General features: G+C 52.7%; 24 protein-coding genes and 1 pseudogene. 14 read left to right on the top strand and 11 right to left on the bottom strand.

The window, feature by feature from the left end; all coding sequences use genetic code 11:
- On the top strand, window positions 1–250 hold a 250-nt coding region (locus VNZ60_RS10185), incomplete at its 5' end, for an NAD(P)H-dependent oxidoreductase (RefSeq protein WP_325658701.1).
- A 77-nt stretch (window positions 251–327) separates the two neighbouring features.
- Here VNZ60_RS10185 and VNZ60_RS10180 read toward each other — a convergent pair.
- The 5 genes from VNZ60_RS10180 to VNZ60_RS10160 form a co-directional block, all read right to left on the bottom strand.
- Window positions 328–576, bottom strand: coding sequence for a hypothetical protein (locus VNZ60_RS10180; protein WP_325658699.1), 249 nt, complete (start codon window positions 574–576; stop codon window positions 328–330).
- 172 nt (window positions 577–748) lie between these two features.
- The gene (locus VNZ60_RS10175) at window positions 749–1,531 is read right to left on the bottom strand and encodes a class I SAM-dependent methyltransferase (RefSeq protein ID WP_325658697.1); all 783 of its coding nucleotides are present in this window, start codon (window positions 1,529–1,531) and stop codon (window positions 749–751) included.
- A gap of 522 nt (window positions 1,532–2,053) precedes the next feature.
- Window positions 2,054–2,623: a 3'-5' exonuclease gene (locus VNZ60_RS10170; RefSeq protein WP_325658695.1), complete on the bottom strand. Its 570-nt coding sequence runs from the start codon at window positions 2,621–2,623 to the stop codon at window positions 2,054–2,056.
- The gene (locus VNZ60_RS10165) at window positions 2,620–3,072 is read right to left on the bottom strand and encodes a hypothetical protein (RefSeq protein ID WP_325658693.1); all 453 of its coding nucleotides are present in this window, start codon (window positions 3,070–3,072) and stop codon (window positions 2,620–2,622) included. Before VNZ60_RS10165 ends, VNZ60_RS10170 begins: the two co-directional genes overlap by 4 nt.
- Before the next feature lie 150 nt (window positions 3,073–3,222).
- Window positions 3,223–4,737 (bottom strand): AAA family ATPase, encoded by a 1,515-nt coding sequence (locus VNZ60_RS10160; RefSeq protein ID WP_325658691.1) that lies wholly within the window; start codon window positions 4,735–4,737, stop codon window positions 3,223–3,225.
- Window positions 4,738–5,078: 341 nt separating this feature from the next.
- Between VNZ60_RS10160 and VNZ60_RS10155 the strand changes: the two genes are divergently transcribed.
- On the top strand, window positions 5,079–5,336 hold the full coding sequence (locus tag VNZ60_RS10155; RefSeq protein ID WP_325658689.1) for a helix-turn-helix domain-containing protein: 258 nt from the start codon (window positions 5,079–5,081) through the stop codon (window positions 5,334–5,336).
- Window positions 5,337–5,418: 82 nt separating this feature from the next.
- Here VNZ60_RS10155 and VNZ60_RS10150 read toward each other — a convergent pair whose 3' ends face one another.
- Genes VNZ60_RS10150 through VNZ60_RS10135 form a run of 4 tightly spaced genes read right to left on the bottom strand, consistent with a single transcriptional unit; the run spans window position 5,419 to window position 10,331 of the window.
- A complete protein-coding gene (locus tag VNZ60_RS10150; protein WP_325658687.1) occupies window positions 5,419–6,885 on the bottom strand; it encodes a tyrosine-type recombinase/integrase in 1,467 nt (488 codons plus the stop codon).
- Window positions 6,872–7,498, bottom strand: a complete 627-nt coding sequence (locus VNZ60_RS10145; protein WP_325658685.1) for a hypothetical protein — start codon at window positions 7,496–7,498, stop codon at window positions 6,872–6,874. The genes VNZ60_RS10150 and VNZ60_RS10145 overlap by 14 nt, the downstream gene beginning before the upstream one ends.
- Entirely contained in the window at window positions 7,495–9,045 is a 1,551-nt protein-coding gene (locus VNZ60_RS10140) for a hypothetical protein (RefSeq protein WP_325658684.1), read from the bottom strand. The genes VNZ60_RS10145 and VNZ60_RS10140 overlap by 4 nt, the downstream gene beginning before the upstream one ends.
- A gap of 20 nt (window positions 9,046–9,065) precedes the next feature.
- Complete coding sequence (locus tag VNZ60_RS10135; RefSeq protein ID WP_325658682.1) at window positions 9,066–10,331, bottom strand: hypothetical protein; 1,266 nt, start codon at window positions 10,329–10,331, stop codon at window positions 9,066–9,068.
- A 560-nt stretch (window positions 10,332–10,891) separates the two neighbouring features.
- Between VNZ60_RS10135 and VNZ60_RS25340 the strand changes: the two are divergent.
- The 6 genes and pseudogenes from VNZ60_RS25340 to trmB all read left to right on the top strand — a co-directional run.
- Window positions 10,892–11,032: pseudogene (locus VNZ60_RS25340) on the top strand (ATP-binding protein); the annotation flags it as partial.
- A complete protein-coding gene (locus tag VNZ60_RS10130; protein WP_473964750.1) occupies window positions 11,012–11,365 on the top strand; it encodes a magnesium chelatase subunit ChlI family protein in 354 nt (117 codons plus the stop codon). The pseudogene VNZ60_RS25340 and the gene VNZ60_RS10130, both read left to right, overlap by 21 nt.
- A gap of 120 nt (window positions 11,366–11,485) precedes the next feature.
- Window positions 11,486–11,698 (top strand): DUF3460 family protein, encoded by a 213-nt coding sequence (locus VNZ60_RS10125; protein WP_325658680.1) that lies wholly within the window; start codon window positions 11,486–11,488, stop codon window positions 11,696–11,698.
- Between the two features lie 183 nt (window positions 11,699–11,881).
- Window positions 11,882–12,304, top strand: a complete 423-nt coding sequence (locus VNZ60_RS10120) for a carboxypeptidase-like regulatory domain-containing protein (protein ID WP_325658678.1) — start codon at window positions 11,882–11,884, stop codon at window positions 12,302–12,304.
- A gap of 313 nt (window positions 12,305–12,617) precedes the next feature.
- The gene (locus tag VNZ60_RS10115) at window positions 12,618–12,875 is read left to right on the top strand and encodes a BTH_I0359 family protein (RefSeq protein ID WP_014008142.1); all 258 of its coding nucleotides are present in this window, start codon (window positions 12,618–12,620) and stop codon (window positions 12,873–12,875) included.
- A 116-nt stretch (window positions 12,876–12,991) separates the two neighbouring features.
- Window positions 12,992–13,672, top strand: coding sequence for a tRNA (guanine(46)-N(7))-methyltransferase TrmB (trmB, locus tag VNZ60_RS10110; protein ID WP_325658671.1), 681 nt, complete (start codon window positions 12,992–12,994; stop codon window positions 13,670–13,672).
- A gap of 42 nt (window positions 13,673–13,714) precedes the next feature.
- On the opposite strand, the gene VNZ60_RS10105 is transcribed toward trmB, so the two are convergent.
- Both VNZ60_RS10105 and rsmI read right to left on the bottom strand, forming a co-directional pair.
- Window positions 13,715–15,628 carry a potassium transporter Kup gene (locus tag VNZ60_RS10105; RefSeq protein ID WP_414648808.1) on the bottom strand — a complete coding sequence of 638 codons (1,914 nt, stop codon included), beginning with the start codon at window positions 15,626–15,628 and terminating at the stop codon, window positions 13,715–13,717.
- A 272-nt stretch (window positions 15,629–15,900) separates the two neighbouring features.
- Window positions 15,901–16,806, bottom strand: coding sequence for a 16S rRNA (cytidine(1402)-2'-O)-methyltransferase (rsmI, locus tag VNZ60_RS10100; RefSeq protein WP_325658667.1), 906 nt, complete (start codon window positions 16,804–16,806; stop codon window positions 15,901–15,903).
- Window positions 16,807–16,818: 12 nt separating this feature from the next.
- Between rsmI and VNZ60_RS10095 the strand changes: the two genes are divergently transcribed.
- The 6 genes from VNZ60_RS10095 to VNZ60_RS10070 all read left to right on the top strand — a co-directional run bounded on the left by VNZ60_RS10095 (window position 16,819) and on the right by VNZ60_RS10070 (window position 22,514).
- Window positions 16,819–17,982, top strand: a complete 1,164-nt coding sequence (locus VNZ60_RS10095) for a penicillin-binding protein activator (protein WP_325658665.1) — start codon at window positions 16,819–16,821, stop codon at window positions 17,980–17,982.
- Window positions 17,983–17,999: 17 nt separating this feature from the next.
- Complete coding sequence (locus VNZ60_RS10090) at window positions 18,000–18,374, top strand: YraN family protein (RefSeq protein WP_325658663.1); 375 nt, start codon at window positions 18,000–18,002, stop codon at window positions 18,372–18,374.
- Between the two features lie 156 nt (window positions 18,375–18,530).
- A complete protein-coding gene (locus VNZ60_RS10085; protein WP_144738249.1) occupies window positions 18,531–19,127 on the top strand; it encodes a phosphoheptose isomerase in 597 nt (198 codons plus the stop codon).
- Entirely contained in the window at window positions 19,120–19,806 is a 687-nt protein-coding gene (locus VNZ60_RS10080) for a BON domain-containing protein (RefSeq protein ID WP_325658659.1), read from the top strand. Before VNZ60_RS10085 ends, VNZ60_RS10080 begins: the two co-directional genes overlap by 8 nt.
- 107 nt (window positions 19,807–19,913) lie before the next feature.
- On the top strand, window positions 19,914–20,504 hold the full coding sequence (locus tag VNZ60_RS10075; protein ID WP_325658657.1) for a LemA family protein: 591 nt from the start codon (window positions 19,914–19,916) through the stop codon (window positions 20,502–20,504).
- A gap of 33 nt (window positions 20,505–20,537) precedes the next feature.
- A complete protein-coding gene (locus tag VNZ60_RS10070; RefSeq protein WP_325658656.1) occupies window positions 20,538–22,514 on the top strand; it encodes a M48 family metallopeptidase in 1,977 nt (658 codons plus the stop codon).
- Window positions 22,515–22,553 lie beyond the last annotated feature (39 nt).

Genomic DNA, 22,553 nt, shown 5'->3' with positions numbered 1-22,553 from the left:
CGAAGGACTTTTGAAAGGCAAGCGTTGCACGGTCTTGCTAGCTTCGGGTGGTAGCTATACAGTGGGGTCGCCGATTCGAGACCGGGACATAGCAACGCAGTGGCTGCGCCTCATCTTGAATGTTCTCGGTATTGAAAATGTCGAATTTGTAGCAGCAGGCGGTACAAAGGTGATCGACCTAGGTGAACAGTCTCGATCCGAATACATGGCGTCGATAATCCCGCTGATCCGAGACGCGGTGAGTCCGTAAAGCGTCAGTTAAATCATGGATGGGGCGGCGCCTGGCGTACAGACGGTGCTACAACTTGACGCTTACCATACTCTCTACTAGTTGCCGCCTTGGTTAAAAAACTGTGGCGGTAATCCTCGTTTCCACGAAGATACCCACTCACTGAACGCCATGCGCTCGCGCATTTTTTCAAATGCTTCGCCATCCCCGTCTTTGCATACAAGGTCTTCCCATGGTTTCCCTGGTACGGAGTAGTAGACGCGATACCAATATGGATAGCCGGTTCCAACAATTACCCCATAAAATCTAAATTCATGGGGTAATTTTTCTGTTGCAAACCAGGACACGCCTTCTTCCCAGTCACTGACGAGGAAATCAGTAGAATAAAACTTCGTCGAATCGATATAGCTTTGGAGGCGGACGCGGGGTGGGGACAAAGCTCATGGATTGATAAGCTTCTTGAGAATGTGCGGTTTAGTCCTGCGGCCCATAAGCGGACGTCTGAATGTAGTCCAAGCACTAGTATGGCTTGTGCGCACACGCTCCAAATATGATATCGCTGATATAGATGCCTTCAGAGCCTTGGCGCTCCGTGTCTAGTCGGGCCTGCAGGGTTGCGATGTCCACTATCTCTGCGCTCGCTACTCCCAAGCTTACGATTCGCGGCAAACAAGCTTTTACGATATTGCCAACGCTATTGGGTTGGTCTGGCATTTGTAAAAGGCATTCCGCTCTCAAATCGTCCACCTTCAGGCCAGCTTCAGTCAAAATCTTATGCAGATTGAAGCCGATATTCAAATCCGCTCCTTCGCGGGCAAGCATTTCTTTGATCCAGCCTTGAGCCTGTCGGTGCAGCGGGAAGGCATTTAGGGCTGCGGGCACGAGGGTAGAGTCGTGCTCCTGAAACGCAACGATGCCGCTTGGCTTGAGAGATCGTGCCAGCGCCCGCACGGCAGCAATGATATTTGGTTGATACATGAGTACGCGTCGGCCAACAATGGCGTCAAATTGCCCCAGTTCGGATGGTATGGATAGCAAATCGCTTTGTACAAACTCCGGCGACGGAGTATTCTCAGCCTCGATTCGTTGTCGAGCCACCCTCAATGCGGTCAGGTCGTGATCGATGCCGACCACCGAACCTTCTGTGCCTACCAAACCCGCTACGAAGAAGCTCAAATCACCAGACCCGCACCCGACATCAAGAACGCGCATTCCTGTGGAGATACCCGCATCCTTGAAGAATCGAGTCGTAAAATCAGTTTTTGCTATTGGCATAGTGATTTGTGTTGTCAAAGATTGCAAAGTATAGCCAGTTCGCAAAAACGTGACGCCTTCATTCCCAAATTATTCAGGATAGCAATCTTCAATCGTCTGCTTTGGCTCGACAGCGGCCCTTCCCGCAGATCGAACAGGGGCTTGCCGATATGGGGCGTCATTTGCAGTTAGCGTGAGCCGAAGGCCCTGGAATGCGAGCCGGCGTCGTCGATTGCAAGCTCATTTGCAGAGACCGTGAGCATGAGCGCCCCGTCAGTTGCAGTTAATTCGAGCCGAAATCGGCGTCGAATGCGAGCACGGTCGGTTTGAAATGCGAGCCGCTACACCTAATGACGCGTCCCTTTTTTTTATGCCGAATACTTAATTACCGCTAAAATATTTGAGAATCGGCTCAGAATTTCGAAAATCCACTTCGCTTGCCCGGCTTTCCTGGCTTAAATTTAAAAAAACACGACAAACTGAGGCAGCTGGTGCAAAAAACGCGACAAATTAGAGCGCGAGCCAAAATTAATATCAAAAAAGCGACACAGGGTACGCATGGAGCCGTTCTTAAGATGAGATCCGTGCCCGCAAAGATCGCTCTCCGAATGCCCACGGGAGCAAACGCGCGACGTTCAGAGCATCATCCAACGCCCTATGGTGTGCGCCCTCGAGAGCCAATCCCGCCAGGTCGCACGCCTTTGCCATACCGACTTCTTTTCCGATTCGCTGGGATTTTGCGAACAGCCGCTTAGCGTTCTGGTGCGGCAATTCAATCGGCTGAACGATCCCGTGCAATATACTATCGCGCTCAATTTGCCGACGATCGTAGGCACCCCAACTGCACCACGTCGAGGTAGCCGTTCGATGTTGATCAACAAAATAACGCAACAGCTCTGCAGCGACATGAAACAACGGAGCAGCGTCAACATCGTTCTGCTGGATACCGGTTAAGCGTGTGCAGAATGGAGTGAGCCGACGGTTTACGATAGGTTGCACAAACGACTTGAAGCGATCAATCACTATTCCATCGCCATCGACCCAACACGCACCGATCTCGATCGTTTCCATTTTTTCTGCTGCAATCGCCCCATCGTCGGAACAAGTCGCTTCGAGATCAACGACCAGAATATTTTTCATAGTTGGCTCGCGGTGCTTGACCATACTGTCCGTTGTTCTGACAATTCAATTTTGACGTCGCCGATGGTCGCATCCACGTAATGTGCGTCATTTGAGCATTTGCACATGTAGTGCTTACGGCCCTCATTGCTAATTCCTTGGATGATTTCCACGACCGAGCTGATTTTGTACTCGGCATTGGCCGACCGACTCGTTTGAAGGCTTATATGCACTTTGATCACGTCATCACGCCGAATAAGCTGTAGCACATTCTCAATGTCATCGACGATAAAGCGCGACCAGGACTGGCCGATTTGATGCTTGTCTCGAAAGACAATATCCACATGAAAAAGGGCGACGTTCAGAGAAATTTCAACGCATGCATACTGACGCTGACCCGGTTGCCTTAAAAAGGAACCAAGCATTTTGCCATCGTAAGAGTACTCCCAAATTTCGTCGGTCTGTAACATCAAACATCTTCTTTTTTAGGATCAAAAATATCCAGCAAAGTTCGCAGGAACTAAGCCGGCACAAAAATAATGGCCTACATCAATCCCGAACTGTTTCTTGCATCGCATGTCGCGGCCACCAAGGAGAAACAGCCACCAATCCTCAGTCACCTAAAAGAATCCAATGGATTGTGATCGAACGCTTTTAGCGCGACATCGATCAAAATCGGAAACCAGCAATTCGTTCCGATTATCACCTGCAGCACTACCCAGTGCATCAAACAAGAGCTTGCGTACTTCACGCGGCGACGCACTCGCGATTTCGTCGAGCGTATCGTCCGAAAGCGTCTTTGAAAAAAACTTGCCCCATTCCTCGTGTTCTAGCAACGAGCAGTAGATATTTTTTGCAATGTCGCGTGCTTGCGAACGTGTCGGTGGTGGTATGTTGAATACTGTGAATCTTGAAAGCAGTGGCAACTCAATCTCGGTGGCGTCATTGGCAGTCGCAATCCAGATAATGTGCGATAAATCCATCTCGATCGAAATCGCTTCGTCCTTAAATCTCTTCGCGGTATCGCGCTCCAGCAACGTATAAAGATGACCGCGCGGGTCATGAGACATCCCTGGTGGCACCTTGTCTAGCTCGTCGAGCAGACAGACGGGATTAATGATGTCCTTGAGCGCAATTTCGTTGAACAAAAGCCCGGGGCGGCCATTAGACCAAGACATGTCACTCCCACCGATTGCGAAACCCGCCGTCAGGCTATTCATGCGAATTTCAAAAAAATTGGTTTGTACCGTCTCTGAAAATGCTTTAGCAAACGCCGTTTTCCCAACCCCTGGCTCACCTAGCAAGAGCATCGGCGGCAGCTGTGCAATTGAATCACCTACAAGTCGCGCAAGCACCGTTCGCCGCTTAATCGCATCTATTACCTCGGCGAAATTGGGAAATCGTGCCTGCAAATTATCCAGAGCTTGCACGCTAGGAGCCGAAGCGAATTTTCTGTCTGACCCCAATGATCCCAGTTGGTCCAAATTTCGCTGAAGGATGACTCTGACATCATTCGGTTGCAAATGTACCTGGTCGCGCATTTCCTCAAAATCCACCGGGTCATAAAGCTGGCGAAAAACCCCGCCTGATTTCAGATTCGGTTCTTTAGCTTTTTTAACTTTCAAACCATAGTGGTCAACGATCCAGTCCCATTCTTTCACAGGCGCTGCAGAATACATATGGCCGGCGTCAACCAATTCCCGCCGAAACTCCGGAAAGGTCACGATTTTTGGCGGTTTAGCGGCAGGTATCGGCGGCCCGTGCTTAGAAATATGTGCCGACGCTTCGTAAACATCCAAACACAGCACGATTAATTCGACTTGGGCCGACATCGTTCGCTGCACATCTTTGGAATCTAAGAGAGCGTCATGGCTTGACAGCAGCGCATAGATTGAAGTGCGTCGCTCATCAAATGCACTGCTATCCTCCTCGCCGATCATCTCCACCTGCCCAAAATTGTCTAAAACGAATTCTCGGATTCTCGCGAACGCCAGAAAATTCACGCGACCAAGCGCCGAAACGTCTAAGTAAAACTTCGATTGCGGCTTGCGAATCAACAAAAACAGAAGATCTTCATTCGCTAACTTGCAAAGGATTTTCTCATCGTGAATGGCAATTGCGATTTCTGATGGCATTTAAATGGAATGTATTAATTACGGAGGAAAAAGGTTTGGCTGCCTCAATCTTATGAGCAGCTATCGGCATTCTAGATGTGCGCAAAATTCACCCGATGTGATCTGGTAACTCCCTCTGCATTAACGTTTGTGACACGAACTCAGATAACCAAGTAGTTTCAAGAACCCACAATTTCACTCGACCAATCATTTCAATAATTCCGCGATCGTTTATGTAATATTTTTTAAACTAGCATCATCGAATGCAATGCATTATTGCGTCCGAAAATAGAATTCCCTCTATAGGGGGAAGACAAATAATACATCAACGGCGAAATTACTCCCACTATTGGGGGAATTATTTGAATGATTTGACAGCGATCGCTTTCGGCTTGGTATTACGCCGATTACGAATAAATAAGGGATTGACTCAGGAGAAGCTTGGATTTGAGGCTGACCTGCAGCGAAAGCATATTTCTTCTTTGGAGCTTGGTGAGAAACAACCGACAATTACAAGTGTGTTCAAACTCGCCGCGGCACTGAAAATGAAGCCAGGCAAATTTGTTACCTTAGTGGATAACGAACTTGCCAAACAAATGCAAGATAGACTGAAGAGTTAGAGTTGGGCTGAACTAGAAGCCGTCGCCCCTCATTTAATTGTCCTTCTGTTTTGCCGGCGCCTGCAGAACGGGGGAATGCGCTTTACCCCAATCCTGCGGCTCTCGCGTCCCCGATGATTCCCTCGAGTCGTCCCAATACTAGGCTCGCAATCTGCTCGGCAGCCATGTGCGGAACATTCCCAGATCGCAAATCGTGCCTAAGCTCTTCCAGGTCAACTTTAAGATGATCTGCCGCGTGTAGGCGCGCAGATGCGCGTTCAACGTTTACCCAAACGCCTGCGAGATCCTGAGCGAGATCAATATAGTGCCACAATGACATGGCATCCGCGTGCCCGGTCTTGATACGAACCTTCTCGAGAATTGAACGATAATCTTGCTCACTAGCTGGCCGCCCTTTTTCTGCTTCCCATGCCCTTATGTGCGAAAGTACCTCCCAAGTTATGAAACGATGTCTGAACATCGAAAAACATGCCTCAGAATCTTTGTGCCCCGCGTGGATGCAAAGACTCCTAAAATCTCGATCTAAACCTCCTTTGGAGATCGGAGCCCCACAGCTGCCTGGAGCAACCCCCAAAAACATTGCATCGCTAGGTGCAAATCCCGGATCATTGGCTGCGCAGGCCGCAATCCAAGCGCCACGCGCTGCGAAATAACGCATCACGACCCGGGAATCCTTTGGGGTAATCGCGAATGTCCTCGGCGGCGGTAGGAGTTTTCGGCGCTTCATAGTTGGAATTACTAGTACATTCTTACGTAATACATCTTTGTTATCGATGAGCGACAAGCCCACCATCTCGGCCGGACGAAGCCCTGTACGCTGCATTATCCAAATCATGAATCTGCGCCTGGCGTAGTGATAAGAAAGAAGGCTATCAAAGAATTCAGGATTTCTCTTAAATGGCCGCATTGCCGGTTCATAATGATTTTCCCGGATGCTGAGATGTTCGATTGACGTATCAATCGCTTCGATAATGCTTAGATCAATCGGGAGTTTCGGATCGGTAGAATTTGGCTCGGGCGCGTAGCGGTGAGTCCAATAGAGGTTTCCGCGATCATTCTTTTTTTGCGAAACCAAGATCGCAGGACCAGATTTTTCCTCACCAATCAGAGGAATTAGACCACGATGCAGATTTTCCTGATACCACATCAAAAAACACAAACTGCGATGTAATATTTCGCAAGCGGTATTGTTATTTCTCTTACGCATGCCCGTACGAGGATTTATCTCGCTCGTCAAATGCTCGACTAGCGCAAATATGTCGCCATCGGTAAGATCGGAAAATGACTTTAGCTTGCCATGACAGTAGCGCACCAACTCCGACAATTCACTCGCATAAGTAACCGGGGTCTCACCGGTCCACTCATGGGCGTTCGCGAGCAAATACATGTTTACCGCAACACAAGGTCGAGAATCGGGCCAATTGACGAATGCACCAACTTTTATCGTTTGATAATTTATTATGTTTCCGGATACCGTCTCTTGCACACTATCCGGAATTCGAAGGTCGGATTGACGCACATATAACTTTTTCTTGTTATATGGGGCCATGAATTCTTGTACTTGCAAGGTTCGACGGCTCTGAAACTGCGACGAGCTTCGGTTGAAACAGCTCGCCGAAGAGAGAAAAGTGATTGTCCAACAAATTCGCCAGTTTGAGTTTGCTTAGATGATCGGTGGCACGGTCGTCGGCTATGTTTTTTGTATCTTTCAGCAACTGGTTATAAGCTCGTGTCATCACACTCACAGAAGCCCTTAATTCTTGCAGTTCCAGCGCCAATCCGTCTGCGCGCTCGCGCGCTCGGTTTGCTCTCTCAACACCGGTTCTCGCCGTCTGGAAAGCCTCTCCCCTAATCTTGACCCGCAATCGGAGCCAGTCCAAGTATTTCACTCCCCTTTCGCCCGATGGGGTCTTCATCAAGTCCTCAGTTAGAACAGACTCAGCATACTTAAACAGCGTGTTGCGCGATCCGAAGCCCTGTATTTTGTGCTCAGGTGATTCCATTGCGGCCAGTGATACCATCGATTGACAACCACTCAAAATGACAGGATCGACTGGGCCGGTCGCGACGCGAGCAGCTTCCAGCGCAACGTAACGATTGAATACACTAGACTTGCATTCTTCTGGACTTAATTTTTTGTGCTTGACTGTAGGAGCACTCATTCATCACCTTCAAAGCGAAAGGAGTGAAAGGCAACAAGATGGCCCACATTACCAAAATCATCGACGAAGGCGAATGGGCGTAGATGAAATTCATCGTTCTCTCTCAATTGTTTAACATAGCCAATCCACTCCTGCGCTGGAATCATTTCCAATTGCTCAGCTTTGAAATGACTTAAAACCTTGATATACATTTGCTCAATACATTCGCCTTGGTGTGAAACCCCCGTGGTGTCATAAATTCGCAAACGATCAACGGCCCATTCAGCCTCCATCGACGAAAACTCCACACTGGGAAATTCGCGCTCAAGATAGGCTAGTAGGTGGGCTTCATCGACATGCCCAGCAATGTCCCTGGCAGCATCCAAAGCACCAAACCGAGCGCTCCAAAAAAGCAGGAGCAAAAACCATTTTCTCCATTCATGGACTCTCACGTACCAGCGACGACCTAGCTCGTCGGGGGGCAGCCCGACATAATCGCAAAAGCGATCAAGGAGCCGATTGAATGAGTTTGCATTAGCCGCTTTCGTTTTTCCAAACGTGTGCGAAGCATAAGGTAAGTAAAACAACAGAGAGGCTTGGTACGCGTCAGGCTCTCCCTGCAATTGAACCAAGCCCTCGCCTAACCGTTGCATCTGCTTAATGGCGCGCGCCGCTATGGTTGGAATTGGTTTTCCTTCTGTCGTTGCTCGCTCTTCCCGATACGTACGTTTTCCCAATTCTGAAACCAAATAGTACGGCCCGTCCCCTAGCAAACAATTCCGTTGTAAGCTCTCGAGTTCGCTATCCCGAGATGGCTTCATACATGCAATGACGGTGGCGACAGCACCTGCCCAAACCTGTAACAAATTCGTCAATGTAGGATTTGTGCGAAGTGCCGAAAAATTTATTTCTTCACGCGGTCCATTCAATTGTTCGCCCCTGTACCCCAACGAGCGCAACGCATCCGGTATAGGAATTTTCCTTAACTCTTCCCCAGATATTTCCCAATTATTGGGCGAACCGCCATCGTTAAGTTCGCGCATCCGAACCACAACGCTCAAATAGTAGTCGACAAGGGCATCACCGTATTTGTGCACCCACTTCAGCGCCTCGTTAAGATATCGAAGTCCAGTGTCAATCGGTATAAATCTTGTGTGCCCATCAAGCGACGAATACTGTAGACCAATAGCCATCGCCCGCGGGAGATTCAGGATTGACGCATCGGGAAGATCTTCAGGTAAAAAATTCGAAAGTGACAGGATTGTCGATAGTGTTGCGCTGAGCCGCTTCAGCGGGCTCGAACTAGAATTAGCGACTTTCGCTTCAGCGATTGTCGGGACTCTGTGACTCGCGTATTCCGTCCGCGTACGTGAAATCCGTACAAGTCCACGTTCGGAAGCAACTGCTGTTTCGAACTGATACAGAAACAAGGTCAACCGATCGGACGAGACCCCGACGGAGCTATTCGAAGTCGAAATCATTGCAGAAATGAAGGTCCGCGAAACATGTCGGACATTTTTCCGAATTTTCATCCCACCATTTTCCGTTAGCCAGTCACCAATAGCCATCGCGACTGACGCTAGTAAATTTAGGGGATTGTCGAGATATTGACGTGGACATTTTTCACCAAAGGCAGCAGTGCGTACTTCCGGCTGCCCGCCCTAGGTTTGTCTACACTGAAAATCCGGCTTCTTCCCCCGTCAGCAACAAGTAGGCCTGACCGCCCACGGGAATTTATAAGGCGGGCGCTGATCAGTGCCTCAGGAGTAAAATTAGGATGCTCCTGAATTAATATCGCCACTGCCACTGCCAAGTCCACGTTGCTCAGCACACCCAGCAGACGATAAAAGAGCAGACGTTCTTCAAGTCGAGCACTCTGTTCTGCGCGAAGGGCGGTATATGAAGTCAAATTAAGCGTGCTCTTCCCTTTGTGAAAAAAATTCCATAGCATTGCAGGATGCGCACCTAATTTCCGTCGAGAAAGGCACTCAATATCATTGCTTATTTGCAATTCATTTTTTGCGATAACAAGTGCCCAACCCAAATTATTAGGTACGTCAGGGTGAGTCAACGGTGCGAGATCGCCACCGTATTGCCCGATCTTTGGTCTAACTAGGTCAGAATTCCAATCCGACTCCGCCATCCTTCGCTGGAATTCAATCGGAGAAATCTTCCGCATCTGGTTTTTTCCCGTGCGGTAATCTTTGGTCAAACGCAACCAATAATCGCCCAGGACATCGCGCACAATATTATTTCGGGCACGTAAGTTCTCTTCCACCTCATCTAAATATTCGACCTCGGAGCGCCAAAATATTGGGCCTGCGAGGGTTTTGTTGATGGGTGCGGAAATCGGCGTGCAATCGGCGGCACGATCCCCAAGTAACTTTGGGCGACTAGGTGAACCTGGATCAACGACCGGTTCGGGAAGATCGCAGCGCGGATATTGTACGCCTCGAGGTATTACTGACTCCGCTGTCAGTCCGCGTAGCCAAAGGACGACGGAGTCATCCCAAGTTCGGCATCGAGAAGAAAAAATGGCATTGCTTTCGGGATCCCTTAAATAGTACGACTGAAAACGAAGCAAAATAGACTGCCATTCCTGTCGAGTCGTCGGAAAAGAGCAGACTCCCTCATTGAGAATAAATCGCCCGAAGGGGCGGAGAGCGGAATAAAGCGTCCGTGTTTGTGAGCGATATGCTTTTCCCGACTCGCTAAGAACGGTTGCGTTGAATAGCTTTTCACGATCCAGGTGCGACAGGTCCGAGAAATCTGCTAAACAGATCCGGTGAAGATTCTCCCGCATGGGATTGTCCAAGAGCGCACAAAGGTTTCCCTGTGAATTATCAATTTTCATATTAAATATGCGCATCCATAGAAAATTCAGTGGCTCTACAAGCGGTTAATTGGGACGGCATTCTTCCAACTCCATATTTCATTCATTAGAAAAAGCATATCGTTTCCGCAAGCCAATTGCAAGGCTTTTTGTGTGCATTAATCCTTTAAAATCAATGAGTTATGTATGATATATACCATAACCCATTATGCGAAAAATCTATTTTCAACGGATCTTTTGCTTCAAAGGTTATGTTGATAAATTTGCATTGCAAAGCGATGTACTGACCATAGCTATGCAATGAAATTTGTTGGTATGCTGATATTGGCAATTGCGGCTCGCCGATAAGAAGGCGTTAGAGGTGATGGAACTATTCCAAGAGATGGGATGGCTCGCAGATAGGTCTCGATCTCAGATGGTGCTCCACTTGGAAATTGATTCAAGCTACGACCTTAGAAGCAAATAGCGAGAAAACGAGTTGTTCACGATGGGTTGTTCACTCCGGGACAACAAATTGACCTAGGCGGAGAATTCTCCGCTATACAGAAACCGACGTAGACTGACGTGAACAACTTTGCTTCTCGACAAAATCCGATCCTTGCGGCTATCATGGGCATGCAACCAGGCAATGCCGCTGCACACCCGACCATATCCTGCGGTATCAAAACAAAATCTCGGGGCCACTGCTGGACCGCATCGACATGCAGATCCAGGTAGCCGCGGTACCTCACGATCAATTGCTGAAACAGGCCGACGGCGAGCCGTCAGCCACGATAGCAGCCAGGGTGGCGCAAGTACACGCAATGCAATTGGCACGCCAGGGTAAGCAAAACAATGGCTTGTCAGTGAATGAAATCGATGATTATTGCAAACCCGACGGCGCCGCCGAAAAGATCCTGCGAGGCGCGATGACACATCTGAACTGGTCCGCTCGCGCCTATCATCGCGTGTTGAAAGTGGCGCGCACCATCGCTGATCTGGCCGAAGCAGACATCATCGGCGCAGCACATGTGGCGGAAGCGATTCAATACCGACGAGCGCTGCAAGACATTTAGTAGCTGAACTAGTGCCTGAATCTTTTCTCGATACACTCCACAGCATTTCGTTTTTAAAATTCAACAGGGAAACTCGCAGCGCCGTTGGCAGTCCAAAAAAATATCGGGACTGGAGGCCATATGTTTACCAAACGGAAAGACTATAGGGTCGGCCACGACGGTTATGTCTCGGAAATCACACAGTTCCTGGACAAGTTTCTCGACGAACACCCGGAAGTGATCGACGAGCAAAGCCGGGGCTGGCACATATTCTGGGATCGTGACGTCGATCTTGGCGAATTGAAAAAGGCTGACGAGGACAGCGTACCGACCAAACCTTACTACTACAGTTGATCGGATCAACCGCAAACTCGCAGCAAGCCTGATTTAAGCGCATTTTAATTTTCGGCCACTAAGATGCATCTTGTAGGCGCAGCAGATTTCTTCACAGTTGCGTCAACAGGCATTGGCAATGTCGTATTTTTCCCCATGTAGCCCATCTCCCCATGCGGGAAGATGTTTTCTGGAGAAAACATCATGAACAAGCGCTCCCTTTTTATCCTATCTGTATTGATGGCGGCAAATCTTGCATTTGCAGCCGATGCGACCCAAGGCCGGCTGCAGCCCACTACCAGCGGAGTCGCCAGCTATCTGTCCGGTGGCATCGGAGAAGACGAAGCAACCGCCATACAACAAGCGGCAAAGAACTATTCCCTGGAACTCGAATTTGTCATCAAGGCCGCGCCTAAGGATGAATTTACTGCTGACATAAAGGTGAAAGTAAGCGACGCCAGCCACAACACTGTGTTGGACACAGTATCAAAAGGACCTTTCTTCCTGGCGCAACTGCCAGCCGGGCGTTATCACCTTGAGGCAAGCAAGAACGGGCAAACCAAGGCACAGGACGTGACAATCAAACCTGGATCGCACCAACGCATCATGTTTGAATGGATCGAGTAGCGGATCCACAACAGAAACAACATCGGCAACAGGGTGTGGCAACAGCGATCCGGACATGCAGTGCTCACGAGATAGTGTGATTTTGAATGGCTTTTAGGAAAAATGCATAGCCCTCATCAACATTTAGTTCGTGACAAATAAAGGCGGTGGCGTAGTATATAAATGAAACTAATACTTAAGTTCTTCACCAGATAAATATGTCTCATTTGAAACATGTCTCTCGGAAAAGGAGTTAAAAAATAATATTTTCATTTGCTGGCTTGAAAACTGCTTACTCGATCATTACCTTCTGTCTTAATTACCGGGAGCGCATATGAACCTGATTTATAACAGTGACCAATACAGCGTCGTCGAATTTGGTGCCGATGAACAACGCGAAGCCTTGCGCTTCGGTGGCTATGAAATCGTCGATAAATCATTCAAACGTGAAATTTTCATTGCTGGTGCCTTGGCCGAGTTTTTCCGCAAAGGGGTCGAAGATTTGATCGCGACCGAGCCGAGCATCGAGGATATCGATGCCTTTTTAGGCAATTATGACTCGATGATGAGTCAGCCCGTGACATTGCAGTAATTCCCTTTCCGATCCACCTCGTTTCAGTCAACCTGCCATTGCCGACGCTGTCGGCAATCAACGGGAAGACTGGGACGGCTTAGGTATTGCCGTGGCTATGCTTGCGGCAGCTCTCCATGTACGCCAATTCCAGCCCGATTCACAGTGCCCAAAGCGGTGTCCATGAGCATCTTGCGGCCACCGTCGCCAGACACGCGGCGCATGTCTTTCAAAAACCGATCAGTATTTACAACCAACGCGCTTTCGATGACAGCATTGCTGCCTGGCGCGCCGCCGGCAGCTTGCCCTTGATCCTGGATGCAGGTTGCGGCGTCGGCCTGTCGACCATGCATCTGGCGGCGCAATACCCTGATCATTTCGTGATTGGGATCGATCAGTCAGCAGACCGGGTTGGCCGCAATACCCTATGGCCGGGCGCTGCGCCGCTGCCGGAGAATTTTGTGCGGATCCGTGCCGATCTGGTGGATTATTGGCGCCTGCTTTTAGCCGCGCGGATTTTCCCGACGCGGCACTATTTGCTGTACCCGAATCCGTGGCCGAAGATTGGCCAGTTGAGTCGTCGCTGGCACGGCCATCCGGTGTTTCCGGATATCGTCGCCCTCGGTGGAATTCTGGAATGCCGCAGTAACTGGCAGATTTATGTGGAGGAATGCGCCAGCGCCTTGCGTCAGCTGAGCGGCATGGAAGTTGGCTGCGAGGCTTATCTGCCGCAGCTGCCAATCACGCCGTTTGAGAGTAAATACCTGGCTTCCGGCCATCATCTGTGGCGTTGCCAGGTGGATCTCGGCACTGCATGAATCCCGCAAACCGGCACGGCTTGCGGGGGTAATTCGAGCAGCTTAGATTTCGACTTTAGTACCCAGTTCAACCACCCGGTTTACCGGAATATGGAAAAAGTCAGAAGGCTTGGCGGCATTCTGATACATCCAGGCGAAGAGTTTTTCACGCCATAGCTGCATGCCTGGAATCTTGCTTGGGATCACAGTATCGCGCGCCAGGAAGAAGGAAGTATCCATTACGTCGAATTCGAGACCGAACTGCTTGGTAGCCAAAGCCATCACGGTTTGCACATCGGGCGCTTCCTTGAAGCCAAAGGCGGTGCGCAAGATGTAGACATCGCTGCCCAATTCCTTCAAGGTCAAACGCTCTTTGTCCTCGACGTAAGGCACATCCCAGATACTGATTTTCAGGAAAAACATGCGTTTGTGCAAAATACGGTTGTGCTTCAGGTTGTGCAGCAGCGCCACCGGCACGGTCGCCACATTGCCTGTCATGAATACTGCGGTGCCATCCACCCGATGCGGCGGATGGGCCAGCAAACCTTCGACGAAGGGTTCCAGCGGAATGCCCTCGTCCTTGCTGCGTTCACGCAACAGCATGCGGCCGGAGTACCAGGTCATCAACAGGAAGAACGCAAAGCCGCCGAGCAACAATGGGAACCAGCCGCCGTCAACGATCTTCAGCAAATTGGCGGCAAAGAAAGCGAAATCGACAATGAAGAAGGCACTGATGACCAGCGCCACCAGGAAAGGATTCCACTTCCATACGGTACGCATGACGACCGCCGCCAGCACCGTGGTAATCAACATGGTGGTGGTGACTGCAACGCCGTAAGCGGCGGCAAGATTGTCGGATTTCTTGAACGCCAGCACCACCGCTACCACCAGTATCAGCAGCATCCAGTTGATCACCGGCACATAGATCTGGCCGCGTTCATCTTCAGAAGTGTGCAAAATCCGCATGCGTGGCACGAAACCCAGCAAGATGGCTTGGCTGGTCAACGAGAACGCCCCGGAAATCACGGCCTGCGATGCAATCACTGTCGCGGCAGTAGCGAGAATCACCATCGGCACCAGCAAGGCGTCCGGCACCATCAGATAAAACGGATTCTGGATCGCGCTTGGATTGACCAGCAAATTTGCGCCCTGGCCAAAATAGTTCAGCATCAGGCAAGGCATGACGGTAAACAGCCAGGCAAAGCGGATCGGCCGGATCCCGAAATGTCCCATGTCAGCATACAGAGCCTCGGCGCCGGTCAGCACCAGCACCACCGAGCCCAGCACGACAAACGCTTGCAGCGCATGCTGCTGCATGAAAGCAATGGCGTAATAAGGATTGATCGCCGCCAGGATTTCCGGCGCTTTGAGCACATTGAAAACACCCAGCAAACCGAGCGACAAGAACCAGATGAACATCACCGGGCCAAACAATTTACCAACCACCGTGGTGCCATGTTTCTGGATCAGGAACAAGCCGATCAGGATCACCAGCGATAGCGGTAGCACATAACGGGTTAATCCGGGCGTGGCTATCTCCAGCCCTTCCACCGCCGACAAGACCGAGATGGCGGGCGTAATCACGACGTCGCCATAGAACATGCAAGCGCCGAATACGCCCAGCATCATTAGCAGTTTGGCCCAGCCCGAACCGGTTTTGGCGGTGCGCAGCGACAAGGCCATCAAGGCCAGTACGCCGCCTTCGCCGTTATTGTCGGCGCGCATCACGAACAATACATATTTCAGCGAGACCACGATAGTGATCGCCCAGAACAGCATTGAGATAATCCCCAATACCGCAGCCGGCGTAAACGGAATGCCGTGCTCCGCGCTAAAACATTCTTTCAGCGCGTACAGCGGGCTGGTGCCGATATCGCCGAACACGATGCCCAGTGCAGCCAGCGTAATGATGTGTAGACGGGACGACTTGAATCCGGCGCTGTTGCTGGTTTGCGTAGTACTCATGTTTTCTCTCATATTATTGGTAGGGGCAAGTCTGGCAACTGCATGGCCCACTTACTTTAATTTGATTGCTTTTTTTAAAACTTCTTACCGCATTGCACAAGGTGGCGGATTTTACTATCGAACCCGGCGCCGGGACTAATTTGCGATGTCGTCGCCGTTGCTAAAATACATCGCTGCGTTTATCGAATTGTGCCTATTCATGAGCAAGCCTGACGGATCTGGGCGGCGTTTGCTGATAACAAAAACATCATACCCGTCTTACTCAACACCTTTACTCAACACCCTTACTCAGCGCCTTTTAGCGCCAGCGCCCGTTCGTACAAGGCATTTTTCTTTTGTCCGGTAATTTGCGCCGCCAAAGCCGAAGCTTGCTTGATCGAAAGTTCCGCTAGCAATATCTGCAAGACCCGCTCCCCTTCCGCACTATCGTCGAGCGCGGCCGGCGCGGCTTCAATCAGCAGCACGAATTCGCCTTTCTGCCGATTGGCGTCGGCCGCCAGCCATGCCGGCGCCTCGCCTAAAGAACAACGGTGCACGCTCTCGAACAATTTGGTTAACTCACGCGCCAGCACGATTTGACGCGCCGGACCGAAGGCTTGCAACAAGGCGTCGACGGTTTCTATGATCCGATGCGGCGCCTCATACAATACCAATGTCGTAGTCGCCGCCGCCAGGCCGGCCAGTACGATCTCGCGCTGCCTCGCCTTGCTCGGCAAGAATCCGATGAACTGGAACTGATCATTGACCAGGCCGCTGACCGATAGTGCGGTGACGGCGGCCGACGGCCCCGGCAGCGGCAGGGCGCGCAGACCGGCGCGCAGCACGGCGTCGACGATGCGGGCGCCGGGATCGGAGACCGCGGGCGTGCCGGCGTCGGACACCAGCGCGATGCGTTCGCCGGCCTGCAGACGGGCGACAATTTTCTCTGCGACTTCCCGTTCGTTATGCTCGTGCGCCGCCAGCAAGGTCTTGGATAAGCCATAGCGGTTCAGCAGATGCGCGGTATTCCGTGTGTCCTCGCAGGCCACGGCGTCGACCATGGACAATACATGCAAGGCGCGCAGGCTGATATCGCAGACATTTCCGATCGGTGTGGCCAACACATATAATGTCGACGCGGGATACGCTTGCTGCGCCACCTCATCTAAAATTGCTGGGTTGATGAGGCTGCTGGCAGATTGATGAGTCATGGGGAGTTATAAATGTTATATAAGTGGGCCAAGCTGGCGTGGTGCTTTGTACTACCGGCAGGAATTCTATTGAACGGATTGTGCCCGCCTGCGCTGGCAAACACAACCACCGCCGGATCTGCCAGCTCCGCCAGCGGCGCCGATACCATTCCACTAGCCAGCATCGCCCTGTTGCTGCCCTTGCGCTCCGGCCCGCTGGGAGCGGCTGCCGACGCTGTGCGCGGCGGTTTCTTAAGCGCTTACGAACGTGACAAGAACGGCCTGGCGGTGACCGTGATCGAAGCGGCCGACACACCTGGCGACATGCTGGCGGCCTATCTCAGCGCCAGCCAGAAATACGATATCCTGGTCGGTCCTCTATCGCGCACCGGTCTCACCGCCATCGTCCAGAACGGCAAGGTGGAAAAGCCGACGATTGCCCTGACCCAGGCGGATTTTTCAGCAGGCAAGGAAATGAAACTGCCGGCGCAGTTGCTGCCGATAGGCTTGTCGATCGAGGCCGAAGCGCGGCAAGTTGCGAGTTGGGTCGGCGCTGACTATGCGCCTGGCACGGTGTTCGTGTTGAGCACCAACAGCGCCTGGCAAAAACGCGTCGCCAACGCCTTCGCACAACAGATCCAAGGCAGCGGACTGCACGCCGATCTGCTCACCCTGAACCTGGAAGACGGCAGCTTCACCGCTAGCGCACTGACGCAATTGCAGCAGCGCATACAAAGCGAAAAGCCGCGTTTGCTGTTTGCCGCGCTGAACGCCGACCAGGCCAAGCAAGTACGCAGCGCGATCGGCCAGGAAACGCCGATCTTTGGCATTTCCCAGTTGAATCCGCTGACTCTCAACGACAATAACCCAGAACATCAGATCCCTGAACTGAACGGCGTGCGGCTGCTGGATATTCCTTGGCAGGTGCAGCCCGATCATCCGGCCGTCATGGTCTATCCGCGTCAGCCGCAGGCGGCCGATCAACGCCCCAATGCCGATCTGGAGCGCCTGTATGCGCTGGGCATCGATGCTTTCCGCATCGCCCGCGAAGTCGCCGCGCGCAACACCGTATTCCAGATCGACGGCGTGACCGGTCAGTTGAAGGTCAGTTTTGGCGCAGGCACGTCCAGCTTTGAACGCATAGAACCGGGCGCCGCCTATCAGAACGGCATCGTCATGCCGCTCGATGCGCCCTGATTCAAGCTAGCGCTCCAATGAAATTCCTGACAGCGCTATCGCCACGCCAGGCCAGTGGCCAAATGGCAGAAGACCGTGCGCTGAGATATTTGCAGCAACACGGACTCAAGCTGATTGAAAGGAATTTCCGCTGCAAGGGCGGCGAAATCGATTTGATTCTGGCGCAACCGACTCAGGCCTCGAATCTTCTGGTGTTTGTAGAAGTCCGGCAGCGCAGCAGTCCACGCTACGGTGGCGCCGCGGCCAGCGTAACCCGTAACAAACAGGCCAAACTCATCGTTGCCGCCCAGGTTTTCCTGCAACGTTACGCCGATCCGCCGGCCTGCCGCTTCGACGTCATTGCGATTGAGGGCGACGCCATTGAATGGATCAGGCAGGCATTCGAGGCCTGACTTAGCTGCCGACAATGACTTACCGACGGAAACGGTAACGACCGCTATAATCAGGCCACGATCGCCACAGCCCGCATATTAACCAGAAAACAATCCTGCAAATATCGACCGCCAGCAAGCGGCCGACCAGCAGCATCCACACTTGATACCGACATCATGATAAATCAACGCATCCTGGCGCACTTCAACGAAAGTGCCGAACTCAAGGCCCGCGCCGCAGAAGTCCTGGCGGGGCCAATTGCCAGCGCAGTTGAACTTATGTTCTCTGCGCTGTCCAATGGCAACAAGATTCTTGCCTGCGGCAACGGCGGTTCTGCCGCCGACTGCCAGCATTTTGCGGCCGAACTGGTAGGACGCTTTGAGCGGGAGCGGCTGCCGCTGCCGGCATTGGCGCTGACTACCGATACCTCGATCATCACGGCAGTCGGTAACGACTACAGCTACAACGAAATCTTTTCCAAGCAGGTGCAAGCGTTTGGACAAGCCGGCGATGTACTGCTGGCGTTTTCGACTTCGGGCAATTCGGCCAATGTGCTGGCCGCCATCGACGTCGCGCTGGAGCGTGACATGCGCGTGGTTGCCATGACCGGTAAAGGCGGCGGCGCCATCGGCAAGAAACTGACTGAAGCAGATGTGCACATCTGTGTGCCGCATGACCGCACCGCGCGCATCCAGGAAGTCCATCTGCTAACGATTCACTGCTTATGCGACGGCATCGATGTCGCTTTATTTGGAGGAGATGCGAATGATTGATCGGCAAAACCGGTGGCAGGCAGCTTGGAGCAACTGGCAACGTCCATTGGCGGCAATTGCCTTGTGCGGCACGGTGGTGATGGGTTTGCAGGGTTGTGTGGCTCTGGCCTTGGGCGGCGCGGTGGCCGGCGGCTTCGCCGCGACGGATCGCCGCACTTTAGGCGCGCAGGCCGAGGACAAAGGCATCATGGTCAAAGCCGAAACACGAATTCCCGGCGTCGTCGGCCAGGATGGCCATGTCAATATCACCAGCTATAACCGCAAAGTATTGCTGACCGGCGAAGTGCGTGACGATGCAGCCAAGGCAGCGGCGGAACGCGAAGCGCAGTCCATCGAAAACGTCCACACCGTGGCCAATGAGTTGGGAATAGGCGCACCGTCGACTTTCTCGGCGCGCTCCAACGATACCTTCATCACCAGTAAAGTCATCGCTTCCCTGGTAGACGCCAAAGACGTGTTCGGCAACTCGATCAAAGTGGTGACCGAACGCGGCAATGTCTACCTGATGGGCCGCGTCACCGAACGTGAAGGCAAACGTGCCGCCGAGATCGCTGCTGGTGTCAACGGTGTGCAAAAAGTGGTCAAGGTATTTGAATACCTCACCGAAGACGAATTGACACAAATGTCATCGGCGCCAAGGGAAAGCGCCAAGGAAAGCACCAAAGAAAGCGCCAAGTAATGGCATTAACTTGAAACGCCGGATCGGAAGCGGCTTGCTTTTCCGCTTCTTGTCATATAACGTTGCCGCTGGACAAATTGTCCGGCGGCTTTTTTTTGGGGAAAACCATGCTCGGCTTCATCATCTTTCTGGTAATTGTGCTTGTCATCGTAGTTTGGGTGGTCGGTATCTATAACGGCCTGGTGAGTTTCCGTAACCGCTTCAAGAATGCGTTTGCCCAAATCGACGTTCAATTGAAACGCCGTTACGATCTGATCCCGAACCTGGTGGAAACTGCCAAGGGTTACATCAAACACGAGCGCGAAACATTGGAAGCTGTGATCGCGGCGCGTAATCAGGCGGTCAGCGCCAACGCCAAGGTCGGCGGCAACGCCACTGACGCCGCCGCCGTGCAGCAGATGGCCGCCAGCGAGGGCGCACTCAGCGCCAGCCTGGGCAAACTGTTTGCGTTGTCGGAAGCCTACCCGGATCTGAAAGCCAATCAGAACATGATGCAACTGACGGAAGAATTGACCGGCACTGAAAACAAGATCGGCTTCTCGCGTCAGGCATATAACGATAGCGTGATGGAGTACAACACCGCTATCGAACAATTCCCCGGCTCGATACTGGCCAATATGTTTGCTTTCAAGCAGGCCGAATTGCTGCAGGCTACCGAAGCGCCGGAAGAGCGCAAAGCGGTCAAGGTGACGTTCTAAGTTGCGCGCCCAAGCTTAACTGAAGTAGCGCGCATGACTTTCTTCGAGCAGCAGCATCAGGCGCGCCAGGAAACCAGGAAGCTGGTGTTCCTGTTCGTGCTGGCGGTGATAGCCATCGTAGTGGCGGTCAATCTGGCAATGGCGTTGCTATGGACTTTCAAGTTCGGCAGCCATCATGGCGTCCTGCGCCAATATCCCAAAGGTTTTTTCGAAACCAATACCTTGCTCACGCTGCTGCTGATCGGCGGCGGCACGCTGATCCAGACCTTCAATTTGCGCGATGGCGGTGACGCCGTGGCGCAGATGGCCGGCGGCCGTATCGTCTCGCCAGCTAGCGGCGATTTGCAGGAGCGGCGGCTGTTGAACGTGGTGGAAGAAATGGCGCTGGCTTCCGGCATCGCCTGTCCCAAGGTCTATCTGCTGGAACAGGAAGATACGATCAATGCCTTTGCCGCCGGCTATAACCAGAATGAAGCGGTGGTCGCCGTCACGCGCGGCACCCTGACCCGACTCACGCGCGACGAATTGCAGGGCGTGGTCGGCCACGAATTCAGCCATATCCTGAACGGCGACATGCGCTTGAATATCCACCTGATCGGCGTCTTGTTCGGGATTCAGATGATCGCCGGCTTCGGTCAGCAACTGATGGGGGTCGGCCGCTACTGGAGCTCGCGTGATGACAAGGGGCCGCCGTGGCAACTGGTGCTGCTGGCGGCCGGCCTGATGCTGTACGCAGTCGGCTATATCGGCATCTTCTTCGGGCGCCTGATCAAGTCCGCCGTATCGCGCCAGCGTGAATTCCTGGCCGACGCCAGCGCCGTCCAGTTCACCCGCAATCCCGAAGGCATTGGCGGCGCCTTGCGTAAGATCGGCGGCCTCACCGACGGCAAAAAAATCGGCTCGCAAATCAATCACCCGAATGCGGAGCAACTCTCGCATCTGTTCCTCGGCAGCGCCCGCCCCAATTTGCTGAGCGGCTGGTTTGCCACGCATCCGCCGCTGACGGAACGCTTGAAACGCATTTACGGCCGCAGCATGTCGCCGCTCGAAGCGCCTGAATTGGCGACGCCATATGCGGCCAGCGTTGAGCGTATGCCTGACTTGCCATTTTCCACTGCCGCCATTGCCGGTTTGGCCGCTGCTGCAGCGACACCAATGTCCTCGTCGACCACCGTCGGGCAGCCAACGCCGTCGCTCGAATTCGGTAATAGCAGCGGCAGCAAATCACTGTTATCACCGCAGCTCGATGGCGCAGTTCGCGATCCGGTCGCGGCTTGCTCTGTGGTCTATGCGCTACTGTTGGGCGAAGGCGCGGAGCGCGCAACGCAGCTGGCGCTGCTCAACCAGGAAGCGCCTCAACAAGCCGCCTTGACCACCTACCTGGCCGAATCGATCGCGCAGTTGCCGCTCAGCGCCAGGCTGCCTTTGATCGATCTGGCGGCGCCCGCGCTGCGTCAGCTGGCGCAACCAGAACGTGACAAAATGCTGGCGCTGGCAGATCAACTGATCGCCGCCGATAACCGCATCACACTTGCCGAATTTGTGTTGCAGACCATCTTGACGCGCCGCCTGGCGCCGCGCGCCGGACGTCTGGTGCCGATCAAATTCAATCGCCTGTCGGAACTGAGCAGCGATGTCGCCGTGCTGCTGTCGCTGGTGGCCCATGTGGCGGTGGCGGCCAGTCATGCCGATGCTATTGCTGCGCGCCTGACAGCTTTCCTGCGCGGCACGCAGGCCTGTCCGGAACTCAAGCTCGCAGCCCAAGACTATTGCGATGGCGCCAGCCTCGGCTTTGCGCGAGTAAGGCTGGCTCTGGATCATGCCAATCAACTGGCGCCGCTGGCCAAACCGCAACTGGTCAAGGCTCTGCTTGCGGTAGCCAATGATGGCGCTGAATTGCAGATAGGCAGCGCTGACATTCTGCGTGCGATCTGTGCCGGCATCGAAGCGCCGATCCCGCCGGCGGTGGCGGCTACTTATCATGCCTATCCCTGGCAATTCGATAACTAATAGCCAATAATTTCCAACTTTCGGCGGGCCTCCGTTCAG

The sequence above is a fragment of the Collimonas sp. genome (genome assembly GCF_035566375.1).
Lineage (GTDB): Bacteria > Pseudomonadota > Gammaproteobacteria > Burkholderiales > Burkholderiaceae_D > Collimonas.
The sequence above is the reverse complement of the archived record's forward strand: the minus strand, read 5'-3'. Positions and strand labels throughout refer to the sequence as shown.